Origin of the sequence: Streptomyces sp. NBC_00239, assembly GCF_036194065.1 — a bacterium.
In the GTDB taxonomy this organism is placed as follows: Bacteria; Actinomycetota; Actinomycetes; order Streptomycetales; family Streptomycetaceae; genus Streptomyces.
Genome location: NZ_CP108095.1, coordinates 4,725,294 through 4,741,007, shown reverse-complemented (window position 1 = coordinate 4,741,007; position 15,714 = coordinate 4,725,294). Strand labels below are relative to the sequence as shown.

The 15,714-nt window shown below is 74.1% G+C and carries 11 protein-coding genes; 1 reads left to right on the top strand and 10 read right to left on the bottom strand.

Annotated features, from left to right (window positions below):
- Positions 1-35 precede the first annotated feature (35 nt).
- The 8 genes from OG764_RS20950 to OG764_RS20915 all read right to left on the bottom strand — a co-directional run bounded on the left by OG764_RS20950 (position 36) and on the right by OG764_RS20915 (position 9,165).
- On the bottom strand, positions 36-1,910 hold the full coding sequence (locus OG764_RS20950; RefSeq protein WP_328969948.1) for a VgrG-related protein: 1,875 nt from the start codon (positions 1,908-1,910) through the stop codon (positions 36-38).
- Positions 1,900-2,691: a CIS tube protein gene (locus OG764_RS20945; protein ID WP_443056001.1), complete on the bottom strand. Its 792-nt coding sequence runs from the start codon at positions 2,689-2,691 to the stop codon at positions 1,900-1,902. Before OG764_RS20945 ends, OG764_RS20950 begins: the two co-directional genes overlap by 11 nt.
- Positions 2,692-2,699: 8 nt before the next feature.
- Positions 2,700-3,143, bottom strand: a complete 444-nt coding sequence (locus tag OG764_RS20940; protein WP_328969947.1) for a phage tail protein — start codon at positions 3,141-3,143, stop codon at positions 2,700-2,702.
- Positions 3,144-3,416: 273 nt separating this feature from the next.
- A complete protein-coding gene (locus tag OG764_RS20935) occupies positions 3,417-4,379 on the bottom strand; it encodes a hypothetical protein (RefSeq protein ID WP_328969946.1) in 963 nt (320 codons plus the stop codon).
- Between the two features lie 1,989 nt (positions 4,380-6,368).
- Positions 6,369-6,533 carry a DUF6760 family protein gene (locus OG764_RS20930; protein ID WP_328969945.1) on the bottom strand — a complete coding sequence of 55 codons (165 nt, stop codon included), beginning with the start codon at positions 6,531-6,533 and terminating at the stop codon, positions 6,369-6,371.
- Positions 6,530-7,051, bottom strand: coding sequence for a hypothetical protein (locus OG764_RS20925; RefSeq protein WP_328969944.1), 522 nt, complete (start codon positions 7,049-7,051; stop codon positions 6,530-6,532). The genes OG764_RS20930 and OG764_RS20925 overlap by 4 nt, the downstream gene beginning before the upstream one ends.
- A 25-nt stretch (positions 7,052-7,076) precedes the next feature.
- The gene (locus tag OG764_RS20920) at positions 7,077-7,520 is read right to left on the bottom strand and encodes a phage tail protein (RefSeq protein WP_328969943.1); all 444 of its coding nucleotides are present in this window, start codon (positions 7,518-7,520) and stop codon (positions 7,077-7,079) included.
- A gap of 52 nt (positions 7,521-7,572) precedes the next feature.
- The gene (locus tag OG764_RS20915) at positions 7,573-9,165 is read right to left on the bottom strand and encodes a phage tail sheath family protein (RefSeq protein ID WP_328969942.1); all 1,593 of its coding nucleotides are present in this window, start codon (positions 9,163-9,165) and stop codon (positions 7,573-7,575) included.
- 134 nt (positions 9,166-9,299) lie between these two features.
- Between OG764_RS20915 and OG764_RS20910 the strand changes: the two genes are divergently transcribed.
- Positions 9,300-9,947 carry a maleylpyruvate isomerase N-terminal domain-containing protein gene (locus OG764_RS20910; protein WP_328969941.1) on the top strand — a complete coding sequence of 216 codons (648 nt, stop codon included), beginning with the start codon at positions 9,300-9,302 and terminating at the stop codon, positions 9,945-9,947.
- A gap of 633 nt (positions 9,948-10,580) precedes the next feature.
- Here OG764_RS20910 and OG764_RS20905 read toward each other — a convergent pair.
- Both OG764_RS20905 and OG764_RS20900 read right to left on the bottom strand, forming a co-directional pair.
- Positions 10,581-11,486, bottom strand: a complete 906-nt coding sequence (locus tag OG764_RS20905) for a squalene/phytoene synthase family protein (protein ID WP_328969940.1) — start codon at positions 11,484-11,486, stop codon at positions 10,581-10,583.
- A 190-nt stretch (positions 11,487-11,676) separates the two neighbouring features.
- The gene (locus OG764_RS20900) at positions 11,677-15,657 is read right to left on the bottom strand and encodes an HPC2 multi-domain protein (protein WP_328969939.1); all 3,981 of its coding nucleotides are present in this window, start codon (positions 15,655-15,657) and stop codon (positions 11,677-11,679) included.
- Between the last annotated feature and the right edge of the window lie 57 nt (positions 15,658-15,714).

The window sequence follows — 15,714 nt, the reverse complement described above, 5'->3', positions numbered from 1 at the left end:
CTCTCTTCCCGTCTCGTCCTGTCGCCCTGGACAGGTCAGTTGATGCGGACGAGCGCGGCGCTGATCGAGCAGCTGGCCCCGCCCTTGATCTCGGTGCTGGCCTGGCCGTTGACGCCGACGGTGGTGCCCTTGACGTCCACGGCGCCGTTCGTCTTGAGGCCGATCGCGCCCGCGCCGCCGTCCACGTCGACGCCGGCCTGCGCCTTGACCTGCACGGACTGCCCGGTCAGCGCCAGCTTTCCGGTGCCCGCATCCAAGCTGATCCCGCGGTCGGCCTTGACGGTGACCTGCTCCTTGGCGGTGATCTCCACGGCGCCGTCGCTGTGCACGGTGATGCTGGTGGCCTGCCGGTCGAGGTGCAGGGTGAGCTTCCCGTCGCCGGTGGCCAGCCGGACGCCCTGCGGGCCGCCGCGCGCGTCGAGGAGTTCCAGCCGGTTGCCCGAACGGGTCACCAGGGAACGACGGTTGGTGGCGCCGCTCGTCGAGTCGACGAGCGGGCCCTCGTGCCCGGACGGCTTGTCCTGCCCGTTGTAGAGCCCGCCCAGCACGTACGGGCGGTCCACCCGGCCCTGCTCGAAGCCGACGAGCACCTCGTCGCCGACCTCCGGCCCGAACACCCCGCCGCCACCCTTGCCGCCCGCCTGCACGGTCCGCGCCCAGTCGCTGACGTAGTCGGCGTCCAGCCACGGGAACGCCAGCTTCACCCGGCCGCGGTCCTCCGGGTCGCGGGTGTCGGTGACGGTCGCGTTGACGAGCCCGCCGATCCGGTCCTGGGCGCCGCCCCCGCCGCCGCCTCCGCCCGCGCCCGCGCCGCCGGAGGCGAGCCCGTACAGGGAGCGGTTGGAGCGCCCGCCGACGGTCAGCCAGGTCTGGTAGCCGGTGTCCGGGTCGAAGACGTGACGGCTCGCGGACACCGTGTACTTGCCCTCGAAGGGCTGGCCGACGTTGGCGAGGGTGACCGCCGTGCCGGCGCGCAGCTGCGGGATGCCCATGGCGACCGCGTCGAGTTCGGCGAAGGACCCGGCGAGGTCCGCGGCGAGCGCCTTCGCCGCCTGGTCGGCTTCGGCCTGCGTCCCGTACGGGGTGTCGGTGGCGAGGAAGACGGCCTTCCCGAAAGGTTCGGCGGCCTGCCCGGGCGTGATCCCGAGCCGCAGCCGCTCGCTGCGGTCCGCCGGGGCCCGCCCCACGACCGCCGCCTTCGCCTGCACGTCCCAGCCCCGCACCTCCACCTGCTGCACCTGGTCGGCGGCCGTCACGGCGGCCTGGCAGCGCAGCAGGTTCCGGCCGAATTCGAGCACGTACGGGCTGGCCTGCGGCCGCGTCGACGGGGCCGGCGCGCCCTCCGCGCGGGCGGGCTTGCGGAAAACGAACTTCCCGTCGAGCACGGCCACTTCGGCGCCCGCGAGGTCGGCGAGCCGGTGCAGGAACTCCCAGTCGGTGATGCCGGGCTGCGCCAGGTGCCCGTACACGGTGGTGGTGGCGTCGACGGTGCCGACGGGCAGGCCGGCCCGCTGGGCGACCTTGACGGCGATGTCGGAGGCGGTCATCTGGCGGTAGCCGGCGACCCGGCGGCCGCGGAAGAAGCGGTGCGCGTGGTCGAGCCCGCGGACCACGGTGAAGGTGCCCGTCGTGTCGAGGTCGATCTCCACGGCGGTGACCTCGCCCGACACCAGCAGCTCGCGCCGGGGGCTGTCCCCGGCCCGCGCGAACAGCTTCACCGGGGTACCGATGGTGATTCCCGCCCGGTCCAGCACCTGGTGGTGCGGGTCGCGGAAGCGCAGGACGAACAGGTCGGGCAACTGGGTGCTGTCGTCGACGTACGCGGAGACCAGCAGCTCGGCCAGGGGCGCGGGCAGGGCCTGCCCGCGGACCTCGACGGCCAGGCTGTTCGCGAAGCTCTCACCGGCCATGGCCGTCTCCCAGTTCCTCGGCGGCGGGCAGCAGCAGTTCGGTGCCCGGGGGCAGCCGCATCGGGTCGTCGATGCCGTTGGCGCGGGCGATGTCGCGCCAGGCGGCCGGGTCGCCGTACTCCCGCCAGGCCAGCAGGGCGAGGGTGTCGCCGGTGACGACCCGGTGGACGCGGCGTGCGGCGAGCGCGCCGGAGGTCGGGTTCTGGCCTGGGACCGGGCCGCTGATCTCCTCCAGAGTGACCTGGCAGGTCGCCCGGATGGGCAGCCCGCCGGGCGTGAACAGCGTGTATTTCGCCTGCACTTGGCTGACGTAGCCGACGAATCCGGTGAGCCCGCCCCAGTGGAAGATCACCCACGGCGGTACGCCCTGCTGCCGCTGGTGGGTCTGGTCGGTGGGCACGCAGCAGGCGAGCAGCGACTCCACGGCCTGCACCACGGCGTCGTCGTGCTTGGCGGAGGCGTCGAAGAACATCTCCAGGGTCAGTTTGGACGGGCCGGCGCCCTTGAACTCGGCGGGCCCGGCCTTCTTCGCCCCCTTCGCCGTCTTCCGCTCCCACTTGGCGGTCTTGGCGAGCGTCAGCTCCTTCGGGTTGAACTGGAAGTCGATCTGCCCCATCCGCGGGCCGGGCGTGGTCGTACCGCCGTCGGCGGGCGGCTGGCGCAGCTCCAGGTAGGCCCGCTCCAGCTTGGGCCGGGACCCCTTGGCGGCGCCCGCCCCGGAACTTCCGGGGGCGGCGGCCGGCGGGGCGGACGCGATGAAGGCGACGGGCTGTCCGGCCACGGCGGCGCTCAGCTCCCGCCGTGCAGGAAGCCGTGGTGGGCGATCTCCAGCGTCTCGGTCGCCACCTTGACCGTCTCGGGGGAGAGCGAGGGCCCGGTCCAGCGCACCGGCACCACGTCCATGAGGCTCCACCGGGCCACGACCGTGCCGTCCACGGTCATCGCGCTGATGTGGGCGGTCTTGCGGGGGACCCCGTTGATCATCCCTGAGAGCCAGGCGGTGACCTTCTCCGTGTCCTTGGTGACGGGCCGCGCCAGCTTGATGTTGGAGTACTTGATCCGGGACGGCAACTGCCACACGTACCCGTTGTTCCCGCCCTCCTCCCGCTGCTCCATAACCACCTCACAGCCCAGCCCCTCACAACTGTTGAACGCCCCGAGGCTGATGTCGTCGATCTCGACCATGAAGCACACGCTGACGGCGGGGTCCGACTGCTGCTGCGACTGAGCCATGCGGTGTCCCTTCGGGGAGGCGGGGTGGGTGTGCGGGTTGTACGGGGTGTACGGCTGTACGGGCTGGCTGGGTTACGGGGCCTGCGGGCTGGACGGGCTGGACGAGGACTTGCTGGGGCTACGGGTTGTACGGGTCTTAGGCGGCTGCGGGCCGGCGGGGTCTGCGGGTTGTACGGGTCTCAGGCGGCTGCGGGCTGGCGGTGTCTGCGGGTTGTACGGGGTCTACGGGTCCTTGGCGGCTGCGGGCTGGCCGGTGTGCGGGTTGTACGGGGTTCAGTGGCGGGGGTCCAGGCGGACTCCGGCGCGCTCGCGGTCGAGGCGCAGCTCGGCCCGTAGCAACCGGCTGAGCGGACCGGCCAGCCGGCGCACGAGTTCGTCGGTCGACTCGGCGGGGGCGGCGGCCGGTCCGGGGGCCGGGGCCGCGGACGGGGGCGCGGCCGTCTGCGCCGGGACGCGCGTCCCGTCCGGGGGGTCCGGAGGGTCCGGCGGGTCGGGAGCCCGCTGTACGGCCGGCGTCCACTCCACCGGGACGACCACGGACGTGCTGCCGGCGGCGGGGGCCGGTCCCGCCGGCCCGGCGGACTCCGGGGCGCGCTGTACGAACGCCATGGGCATGGTCGCGGCGGTGGGTGCGGCCGGGGGTGAGGTTGCGGTCGCCGTTGCGGTTGCGGTTGCCGACGCGGACCTCGGCCGCCAGGGCGCCTCGGACCCGCCCCCGCTCCCTCCCCCGCTCCCGGGCGGGAGTTCCCGTACGTCCCGCTGGACGGCCGGGGAGGGGGCGGTGGCGGGTGGCCGGGCCTCCGGGAGTCCCGGAACGCCCGGGGCCCCGGCCCCTCCCGGCGGCCCCGGCGACCGCTGTACGAAGGCCCCGGGCGGGCGGGCCGGCACCCAGGTCACCGGTACGGCGGCCGGGGGCAGGGCCTCGGGGAGCGCGCCCGGCAGCCCGGGGCCGTGGGCGCCGTCGGCCGCGGCCCGTTCCGGTACGGCGCTCAGTTCCAGCGGCCGCTCCCCGACCAGCCCGGCCACCGGCTGGTCTCCGTCCGCGGGCAGGTCGAAGTACGGGACCACCCCGACGGCCCGCTGCACCACGACGTCGGGCGCGTCGAACATCGGGACCGGCACCGCGGGTGCGGGGCCGGGATCCGGGGCGGGTCGCGGCGCGGCGGCGGGCTCGGGAACCCGTACGGGTGCGGGTACGGGTACGGATACGGATACGGCGGGGGGCGTCACCGGCACGGCAGGCAGGGGTGCCCCCAGCCCGACCGGCCGCGTCTGCCGTTGCACCGGGGTGGCGGGGATCCCGGCCGGGCGCGCCGGGGGCAGTGCGGGCAGGGGCGCGCCCAGTCCGGCCCGGCGCGGCTTCGGCGGCCCGGGAGCCGGCGGATCCTCCCCCGCCAAGGACCCGTCCGCAGGCCGGGGGACCGTCCGTTGCACGGGCACCGGGGGTTGCGCGGGCGGCGGCCCGCCGGGCGTCCACTCTTCGGGAGCCGGTGGGGGAAGGAGCGGTTCCGAACCCACCAGTGGGCGTACGTCCGGCACTTCGGCGGGTTGCGGCTCCGGGGGCCGGGGCGTGGGCTCCGTCGGTGACAGGGTCCGGAAGGGGGGCAGGTCCACGGTCCGGGCCGCGGTCAGGGCGTGGCCGGGTGCCGACGGCACCACCGCGTGCGCGGCCGACCCCGCGGGCCCCTCACCGGCTGCTCCGACACCGGCCCGCTGCACCACGGGCATGGCCACCGCAGGCACGCCCGCCTGCGCCACCCGCGCAACCGCCAACCCGCCAGGGGCGACCCCCTCCACCCCCACCGCTTGAGCTACCGCTCCAGTCACCTCCAGCCCCGTATCAAGCCCCGCCGGCGTTTGAGGCGCGGGTCCGGGCGGAGCCCGGTGCCCGGCGGAGCCGGGTTGCTCAGGGCTCCGCCCCGAACCCCGCGCCTCAAACTCCCCCAGACTCCGTCCGGGGGTACCCCCAGGCGAGGCTGGATTTTCCGCGCGCAGCGCCGACAAGGCTGCGGTGGGCTCCGCCCCGGGCACAGGCGAGGCCGGAGTCGTCGCACGCAGCACCGACAACGCAGGGGGTAGCGCCCCGGGCACAGGCGAGGCTGGAGTCGTCGGGCTCGGCGACAGGTCCGACGGGGACCCGGGCAGGGGCGGGGATCCGGGCGGGGGTGTGGGTGTGTGGCGTTGCAGGTTGATGGGCGGCATGTCCGCCGGTGCCGGAGGTTCCGGGGGCTCCGGGACCACCCCGGGGAACGGCCGTCCGGGCCCCGACGGCGACACGGACTCGTCCGGTACGGGCGACGGCGCGAGCCGGTCCGGGACCGGCAAGGGCTCGCCCGCAGTGGGCGGCGACGCGGGGTCGTGCGGGGCGGGCGCCGCCCGGCCCGGCTCGGCCGGACCCCCCTCGGGCCCGGCGGCCGGCTCCGTCCCCGCCGGAACGAACGGCCCCGGCGCGGGCGGCGACCCGGCATCCGGGACCGACTGTCGCTGCGCGACCGCATCCGGCGGCAGCCCGCCGGTGCCCTGGGGCGCGACTCCCAGCCCCGCCGGCGATTGAGGCGCGGGTCCGGGCAGAGCCCGGCGCCCGGCGGAGCCGGGTTGCTCAGGGCTCCGCCCCGAACCCCGCGCCTCAAACTCCCCCAGACTCCGTCCGGGGGTACCCCCAGGCGAGGCCGGATCTCCCGCACGCAGCGCCGACAAGGCTGCGGTGGGCTCCGCCCCGGGCACAGGCGAGGCCGGCGGTTGCGCCCCGGCCATCGGCTCCGGCAAGGGGGGCGCGGACCGCTGTACGGACGCGCTCGGGTCCGGCAAGGGGGACGTCGACCGCTGTACGGACGCGCTCGGCTCCGGCTGGGCGGTCGGGACCAGTACGCCGTGTACGACTCCCGCCGGCGCCTGCGCGGCGACCGCGTGGCCCAGGGGGCGGGACAGCGACGGGTCCTGCCAGGAGACCAGCGCGCTCTCGAACGCCTTCGAGGAGGAGACGAGTCCCGGTGGCCCGATGGTCAGCCGCTGCACCGGCAGGTCGGCCCACTCCGGCCGCCGCGGCCCGGAGGCGACAGCAACGTCACGGGACGGGCCGCTCGAGCCAGGCGCGCCGGGCGCGCCCGGCGCGCCAGCCGTACCGCTCCCGTCGAGCGCACCGGCCGCCCCGCCCACGGCCCCCGCGCCCTCACCCGCCGGCCCCCGCCCGCGGAGCCAGTCCCGCAGCCCGTCGAACACCCGCCCTCACCGCCCCCCGCCGCCCGCGGCGGCCCGGTTCAGCCGGGCGATCTGCTCGACGTACCGGCGTCGTTCCCCGTGTTCCAGGTCCAGGATCGAATCCATCGGCCAGTGGAAGTGGTAGGCGATGTACGCGACTTCGCCGTACAGGTCGTCGGTCGCGTACGTCACGATTCCCCCAGGCGGCCACCACCCGCCAGGTCCACCGCGAACGGCGTGGCGCACGACGGGCAGGTGACCTGCGCGCGGGTGTGGCCCTCGGCGTTGATCCGCCGGTAGAAGTCCTGGAGGAAGGCCAGGTCGGACGCGAACAGGTCCTCGATGACGCCCGCGTGCACGTCCGTCACGGACCCGATCCGTTCCACCACCCGCCCCAGCAGCACCACCGACAGGTAGGCCGGGTTCTCGCGTACGCGGTCGTCCCGCAGCGGGACGAGTTCGTCGCGGGCCGTCGCCAGCCGCATCACGCCCGTCCGGTGCACCCGGCCGGCCCCGTCCACGTACCCGCGCGGCAGTTCGAAGGCGAACTCCGTCCGCATCGAGCCCTCGTGGCCGTCCCGGCCCGCCCACGGATCGTTCGCCGGCGAGTGTGACGACGACGGCGCCTGCGGGGGCCGCCCCGCCGTCTCCTGCCCCGCCAACGCGTCCTGCCCCGCCGCGTCCCGACCGGCCGCATGCTGTCTGCGCATCAGATGACCCAGCCGTTCGTTCCGGTCACGCCACGTCCATCTGCTCGTACGTGATGACGAGCTTCTCGGTCAGGACGCTCGTGTCGCCCGCCTTCAGCGAGCTGATCTCCAGGCTCTTGGGCCACGCGTTGACCAGCGTGTACCGCTTGATCGCGACGCCCTCGTAGTCGAAGACGATGATCGCGCCGCCCTTGCGGGCCGAGGCCATCTTCCCGAAGCGCGCGTCCTTGATCCATTTCTCGAAGCTCTGGTCGGCGGTCAGGCCGCGGGTCAGCGTGACCTCGCCCGCCTTCGCCCGACCCGGCAGCTTCTTGACGACGTACTTGCCGTCGGCCGTGTTCTGCTTCAGCTCGATGACGTCCTGTTCCATCTTCAGGCCCGACACCTCGTTGATCTGCTTGATGATCACGCCGTCGATCTCCAGCCCGAAGGAGTGGCCGACCGAGGTGTCCATGTCGGGAAGTGCCATGCGTCAAAACCCCCTGGTGTCCGCGTACGCGCTCGTCTCCACGTACCGCGCGCTACTCGTTGACGAGACTCGTGCCGCCCGAGAACTGGGCGAGCCGGAAGATCACGAACTCGGCTGGCTTGACCGGTGCGATGCCGATCTCGCAGATCACCTGGCCGGCGTCGATGCCCTCGGCGGGATTCGTCTCGCGGTCGCACTTCACGTAGAAGGCCTCGTCCGGGGTCAGGCCGAACAGCGCGCCCTTGCGCCACTCGTTGACCAGGAACGCCGAGATGGTGCGCCGGATCCGGGCCCACAGCGCGTCGTCGTTCGGCTCGAAGACCACCCACTGGGTGCCGATGAGGATGGAGTCCTCGATGTAGTTGAAGAGCCGCCGCACGTTGAGGTAGCGCCAGGACGGGTCCGAGGACAGGGTGCGCGCGCCCCACACGCGGATGCCGCGGCCGGGGAAGGTGCGGATGCAGTTGACGCCGATCGGGTTGAGGAGGTCCTGCTCGCCCTTGGTCAGGTGGACGGCCAGGTCCACCGCCCCGCGGACGACCTCGTTCGCGGGCGCCTTGTGCACGCCGCGGGTCTCGTCGTTGCGCGCCCACACGCCGGCCATCGCGCCGCTCGGCGGCACGAACCGCATCTGGTTCGGCACCGCGGGATCGGCCACCTTCACCCAGGGGTAGTACAGCGCCGCGTACTTGGAGTCGTAGCCGGCGCCCGTCATCCGCCATTCCTTCACCCGCTGCGGGGACAGGCCGGGCAGCGGGTCGATGATCGCGACCCGGTTCCCCATCAGCTCGCAGTGGGCGATCATCGCGAGCTGGACGGCCTTGACGCCCTCCGCGTCCAGCGCGCCCTGCTCGTACGCGCTCATCAGGTCCGGGACGGCCAGCATCGTGATCTCGTCCACGGTCTCCAGGCCGGCGAAGCCGGTCCGGTCGTCCGCGCTGCCGACGTAGTCCTGCGCGCCGACGGTCACCGGGACGGGCGCCGCGGGGACGGGCGCGGGGGCGAGCGCGACGGTCTGGTTCTCGGGACGGGCCATCGGCTGGGCGGGGCCCGCGTCCTCCAGGGTGATCAGCCGGGAGCGGTCCCGGACCACCGTCACCGCGTACGTGCGCTGGCTGCGCTTGGCCGAGACCTCCCAGGTCTCCTCCGTACGGTCGCCGCGCTTGACGCTCAGGGTGAAGGCGTCCTCGGCCGGGGAGTCGCCGGGCGCGTCGGAGACCTCCACGCTCAGGCCCTCGCCGGTGCCCTCCAGGGCCGCGACCTGGAAGCCGCCGAGGGTGGTGCGGGGGCCCGCGGGCAGGGCCGCCCGGCCGCCGCCGCGCTTCCCGCCGGCGGCCGGGCGCGGTTCCGCGGGGGCGCCTTCCCCGGCCGTGTCGCCGGTGTCGCCGCCCACCCTGACCACGTAGCAGGTGCCGCCGCCGTTGAGGAAGTACGCGTAGACCGCGTGCGCGAGGTACGAGCCCTCGGTGAAGTCGCCGAACGTGCTCGTGAACTGGCTCCAGTTCGTCACCAGGGTCGGCGCGTTGCAGGGCCCCTCCGCCGCCAGCCCGACGAAGGCGGCCACCGCCGTCCCCACCCCTTCGATCGGGCGTGAGCCGGCTTCGACCTCTTCGACGTAGACGCCTGGTGACAGGTACTGAGGCATCCTGGCCCTCCCCTGGGACGTGACGGTCGCCCCCAGCCTCGGGCCGCGCCCGCCTCAAGGTCATGACCTCTCGTACGGCCCGGAGGGAAACCCGGCCTGCCCCTTCGGGCATCACCCGCGCTAACGTCCCGATGATGACGACGAACGACACCACCGCGCAGATGACGGCCGCGGACGATCTCGACCGGTCCGTACGGCTGGCCCTGGACGTGCTCGGCGGGGCGCCGGCCGACGCGTGGGACGGGCGGGCCGGCACGCTGGAGTGGGACTGCTGGGAGACGGTCGAGCACCTCGCCGACGACCTCTTCGCGTACGCCGCGCAACTCGGGCCCGCCGCACCGCCGACGGACCGCGAGGTCCCCTTCGTATACGCGGCCCGCCGCCCCGGCGGCCCCCGCAACACGATCCACGCCGAACGCGCGGCGGGCGTGGCCGGACTGCTCCAGGTGCTGGAGTCCTGCGGCGCGCTGCTCTCGGCGATGGTCCGTACGAAGGGGCCGGAGGTCCGCGCGCACCACGTCTTCGGGGCGTCCGACCCGGCCGGGTTCGCGGCGATGGGCGTGGTCGAGACGCTGGTCCACACGTACGACCTGACGCGGGGGCTGGGCCTGCCCTGGGCTCCGCCGGAGGACGTCTGCGGCCGTGCGCTGGCCCGGCTCTTCCCGGACGCGCCGGCCGGCGTTCCGGCGTGGACCGCGCTCCTCTGGTGCACGGGCCGCACCGACCTCCCGGCCCTCCCCCGCCCCACCCGCTGGCGCTGGCACGGCGAACCCCGCCCCTGACCGCCCGCGGGCGACCCCCGGCCTCGCCCGCTGCCCGAGGGACTCCCAGCCCTGCCGGCTGCCCGAACTGCCAGCCTCGCCGGCGTTTGAGGCGCGGGTCCGGGCAGAGCCCGGCAACCCCGTCGCACCCCCCAGCCCCTCCGGCGCTTGAGGAGCGGGTCCGGGCGGAGCCCGGCAACCCCGTCGCACCCTCCAGCCCCTCCGGCGCTTGAGGAGCGGGCCCGGGCGGAGCCCGGCAACCCCGTCGCACCCCCCAGCCCCTCCGGCGCTTGAGGAGCGGGTCCGGGCGGAGCCCGGTGCCCGGCGTCAGCCGGGTTGTTCTTGGGGCTCCGCCCCAAACCCCGCGCCTCAAACGCCGGCGAGGCTGAGGTGTTGCACCCCAGGGCGCTGGCGAGGCCGGCCGGTCTCCGCCCAGGACCGCCTCAAACGCCGGCGAGGCTGGAGGTTGCACCCCAGGGCGCCGACAAGGCAGAAGGGTGCGCCAAAGTCAGCCGGAGGCTGGGAGCGGGCGGGGTCAGCCGGCCGGGGCTGGAAGCACGCCCGGTCAGCCGGTCGGGGCCGGGAACGGGCGGGGTCAGCCGGGCAGGGCTGGAAGCACGCGGGGTCGGCCCGCCGGGGTCGGGGCCGGCGGGGTCATGTGGTGGGGGTTGGGGTGGGGCGGCGGGCTTGGGTGAGGATGCGGAGGGGGGCCAGGAGGCCGTAGCCGATGTCGCGTCGCAACGCCCGCACCCCGGCGTCCTCGACCTGCGTGAGCTGGTGCGCCATGAGTTCCCGCATCGTGCGCCCGACCGCCCGCAGCCCCGGATCCGCCAGGTCCACGATCCCCGCGGACGCGTCGAGCGCCTCGCGCGCCAGTCCGCACTCCGCCGCCAGGAGGGCACGTACGCCTTCGGTGTCCCGCGCCTGTTCGAGGTCCTCGCGGGTCACGCCGTGCTCGGCGAGCCGGTCGCGGGGGATGCACAGCCGACCGCCGGCGAGGTCGCCCGCCAGGTCGGCGAGGAAGTCGACGCGCTGGGCCGCGTCCACGAACCGGCGCCAGCCCGCCGCCTGCTCCTCGTCCGGCCCGCCCCGGTACTGCAGGCCGGTGAAGACGACGATGCCGGGCCAGGCGTACGCGTCGAGGTAGTCCTGGAAGTCCGCCTCGGCGGCGAACCCGTCGAATTCCGCCTCCGCGCTCGCCGCCCCCGCCAGGAAGTCGTACACCCAGTGTTCGGGCAGCCCGCGCGCGGCGACCGCGTGCGCGTACGCCCGCAGCACCGGGTCCTCGCTGTCGCCGGACTCCAGCGCGTCGCCGACGCGTTCGGTGAGCAGCTTCAGGCCGATCTGTGGGTCCGGGCCCTCCGCGGTGTCGTCGACGAGGTTCATGAAGGCGAGCCCGGCCGTGAGGTACGGGACCAACGGCGGGGCGGCCAGCAGCCGCAGGGCCAGGTAAGGGGCCTGTTCGCGGCGCAGGACCCGGCGGGCGGCTGCCGTGTAGTCCTCCCGTACGTCGGATTCGGTGATCTCGGCGGCGGTGAGGGTGGCGCGCCAGCTGGGCACGGTCGGCGTCTCCTTGGGCGGTGGGCGTGTCCCTGTCGGGCGACCGGGCCTCGCCCACCGTACCCACCGTTTGCCGGAACGTTTCCCCCGTCCCGGCGAAACACGCCCGCACCCCGCCGCCGGAGCCCTACCCTGGAAGGCTCGCCCCGCGCCCGGGGCGCCCCTGCGGCTCCCGGCCGCCACACACGCGTCAGTTGGTGAAGCGGATGCTGACCGGGGTCTTGTCCTTGATGCCGGCGGGGGCCGCCGTGATGACCTCGTCCCACGCGCCGTGCGCGTCCGCGCGGTCGCGCCGGCCCGCCTCGCCGTCCTTCCAGCCGAGCATGTGGCCCACCTCCTCCTCCCGGTAGAGCCGCCTGACCTCGCTGAAGTCGAGGACCGCGCGCACCGTGCGGCCGTTCTCCCGGGCGGCCGTCAGCATGCCCTTCATCGATCCGGAGCAGCCCTTGCACGGCTCGAAGGTGCCGGTGACCTTGAGGTAGATCTCGGTCATGACGGCCCCGTTGGTGCCGCCGGTCACCGTCGCGAGCCAGTTGGTGATCTGCCGTTCCGCGTGCGTGGCGTGGTCGTTGGCGTTGTCGCCCTTGCCGATGTTCCAGGACCTGATCATCACTTCCTTCTTGTCGAACCCGCCCGCCCCCGAGCCGACTTCGCCGCGGGCGACCGAGCCTTCCTGGGCGTCCCCCCGTCCGACCCGGAACGACGTGCCCTTGTGCTGCGCCGCGTCGATGCCGAGCGTGGCGTCCTGGTGCGAGTCGCGGTTGTGGACGAAGGCGTTCTGGAACTTGATCCTGGCCCGGGCGTTGACCATGGCCTTCGCGTCGCCCTTGTCCTTGGTGCGGCGCAGGCCCGCCGCGTCGGCGCTCGCCTGGCCGGGCCCGGCGGTGCTGAGCACGCACCGGAAGTCGAGGTTCTTCACACTGGTGCCGAGCTTGAGCTCGACCCACCGCTTCTCGCCCTCCCGCTGGACCACGACCGTGTCCAGCCCGTGCGCCTGCTTGATGGCCGGCATCATGCCCTTCAGGTCGCCGACCGACGGGGCCGTGGCCCCCTGCGTACGCACGTCCTTCGCGGCGGCGTCGACGGTGGCGGCGTTGCTCTTGGTGCCCTTGTTGCTCTTCTTCCGCACGCCCGGGTTGACCTGGCCGTCGATGGCCCACACGTCGCCGTCCGGCACGGCCTCCAGCTTCGTCATCCCGTACCGGACCCGGATCGCGGCGAGGACCGGGGTGATGGCGGCCCGCGCGACGCCCTTGCCGGGCAGGGCGTTGACCGCGCGCAGGGCGGCGGCCATGCCCTTGTCGAGGCGGGCCTGCTTGCCCTCCGGGGAGTCGTCGCCGCCGCGGACCTTCGCCTTCAGCTTGGAGAGGACCTTCTGGCCGGCGCCCACGATCTTGCCGATGACCCAGTCCACGACCTTCATGACGGGTGCCTGGACCTTCTCCAGGATCGACTTGATCTTCGCAGAGATGCCGCCGAGGCCGAGCAGGCTGGCGAGGAAGTCGAGGACGACCGGGATCGCCTTGGCCAGGCTCTGCTCGATGAGGCCGGTGACGGCGCCGCCTCCGCCGCCCGCGATGGATTCGATGGAGTCGAGGACCGAGTCGACGAAGCTCTTGATCTGTGCCGCCCGGTTCACGAAGAACATCACGACGTCGTAGATCGCCTTGCAGGCCCGTACGAAGGCGGAGGCCGGGTTGAGCAGGGACACGATCCAGGTGATGCCGGCCGTGACGATCTTCTCGATCACGAAGTCCTTGATCGCGCCGATCACGGTGTCCTTGAGGTCGGACAGCTTCTCGACGATCCACTTCCACAGTCCGCCGATGCCCTCGGTGACGAGCACCTGGACCATCTCGAAGCCGCTCTCCAGGGACTTCATGGCCCGCTCGCCGATCCGGGCCACCACCCGGGCGCGGATGTTCGTCCAGGTCAGGCCGAGGATCGACAGGATCAGTTTGACGATGCCCTTGGCGTCGAAGGTCTCCGGGATCTCGATGCCGCCCGCCGACAGCTGACCGAACAGCCACTGCTTGAGGCCGTTCTTGAGGTGTTCGCCGATCCGCGCGCCGAAGGCCAGTACGCCGCCCTTGACGGCGTTGACGAGGTTGCCGAGGAAGCCGATCGGATTCGCGATGATCTTGTCGATGGCGCCGGCGGCCCGCGCCAGCACCCCCAGCAGCATGTCCTTCAGCTTCAGGACGGTCTCGATCGTGCCGGCGACGGCGTCCTTGGCCTTGCCCAGCAGCCCCTTGTTCTCCTCCTGGAGCTTCTTGATCTCGTCGTCGAGTTCGTTGCGCGCCGCCACGTACTTCTCGGCGAGGCCGTCCACCAGGCCCTGCGACTTCTCGGAGACGGCGGACTCAAGCGCCGTGAACTCGCCGCCGATCCCGTCGGCCGCCTGCTGCGCGAACCTCCGCAGTGACGCGGGCTGTTCGGCGACCTTCGCCGCGATCTTCGCCTTGGCGTCCGCGATCCGGGCGGTGGCGTCGCCGAGCCGCTTGCCGATCAGGTCGGCGATGTTCGAGATGCACGCCTTCATCTCGCGCTCGTAGACCACGCGGGCCTCGGCGAAGATCTGGTTGGCGCGCGGCGGCGGGTCGAGGACGGCGTCCGCCAGCCAGCGGGCGGCCCCCGTCACGCCCGAGTACCGCTCGTCCTTCCAGGCCTTCATCTTGGTCTGGTGGTCGGTGTCGAAGGCCGCCTTGGCCGCCTTCTGGCCCGCGTCGAAGGCCTTGTCGACCTCGTCGTCCAGCCCGCCGAGGATCCCCTCGACGTCCTTCTTCGCCGCGTCGAAGATCCCCTTGATCTCCCCCGCGACCCGGGCCCGTTCCTGCTCCTCCTTGGACTGGGCCGCGCCCTGGCCGGCCGCCACCTGCCGGCCCGCGCCGGCCCGCGCCGCCGTCATCGCCTGGAGGCCGGCGGGGCCCGCTGCGGCGGCGCCGCCCTGCTCGGCGGCCACCCGGGCGTCCTCGGCCGCCCGGAACTGCGCCGGCGCGGCCGCCGCGTGCGCGTCGGACTCCTTCTTCGCGGACAGGGCCTGCGCGAACTGCGGCTCGTTGGAGTGCGCCAGTTGCTCCGGGGTCACCTTGGCCTCCGCCATCATGGCGTCGGTCTCCTTGGGACCCGTACTCAGATCGGTCTGCTCCGGCGGGGCCTTGGCGACGGCCGCCGCCTTGGGGTCGGGCGGGGCGAGGGCCGGCGGCGCGGGCTGGCCCGGCAGCGGGGTGACCGGCTTCTCCACGGCCTTCGACTCGTCGGGAGCCTTCGCCGTCTTCTCGGCGACGTCCTTGGCGGAGCCGTCCTTGCCGGCCTTGACCTGACCGGACACCTCGCCCTTGACCTCGTCGGCCTTCCCCGACTGGGTGAACTTGTCCGCCTCGTCGAGGGTCTTCGGCGCCTTGGCGGCTATCGCCGCCGACACCGCCGCGACGAACGCCGCCTTGTCGAAGGCGGCGGGGCGCGCCGTGCCCATCTCCGCGGCCTGGGCGGCCTTGGCCTGCGCCTCCTTGTCGTCGCCGGGGGCCTTGGCCGCGGCTTGCGCGGCCTTCGCCTGTGAGGGGGCGCTCGGGTGCTTGGCGAGGGCGTTCTTCTTGGCCCGCAGATCCTGCGCGACCTTCCTGAACCGCGGGTCGGTCGCTGGCGTCAGCCCGGCCGGCGGGGCCGGCAGCGTGCCGGCGTCCAGCCGCTGTACGGGCATCCGCCGCGCGGCCCCGCCGTCCGGCACGCCCCGCTCCGGCGCGACGGGTCCGTCGCGCAGTTCCCCGCGCCCCTGGGGCGGGCCGACCCGTCGCTCGGCGTGCGCCTGGTCGGTGGCGGCCTGGACGGTCGGCTGCGGACCGTCCGCGGCCGGTCGCGCAGTTCCCCGCGCCCCTGGAGTGGACTCGGCCCGTCGCTCGGCGTGCGCCCCGTCGGGGGTGGCCTGGACGGTCGGCTGCGGACCGTCCGCGGCCGGTCGCGCAGTTCCGCGCGTCGCTGGGGTGGTTGGGCGGGCTACCAGGGCGGCCACCGCCGCGTTGCCCGCGCGGCTCTGCAAGCGCTGGACGGCTCGTACGTCCAGCGCCCGGGTCCGTACCGCCGGGGCCGCGGGCGCGTCGGAGGTCCGCCGGGCCGGCGCCTTCGCCTCCCCGGCGGTGTCCCGGCCCCCGGCCCGGTCCGCCCCGGCCTTCACCGCCGCCGCACCCTCACCGACACCGAACCTCCGCCCGCACCACCCGATCCACCCGAT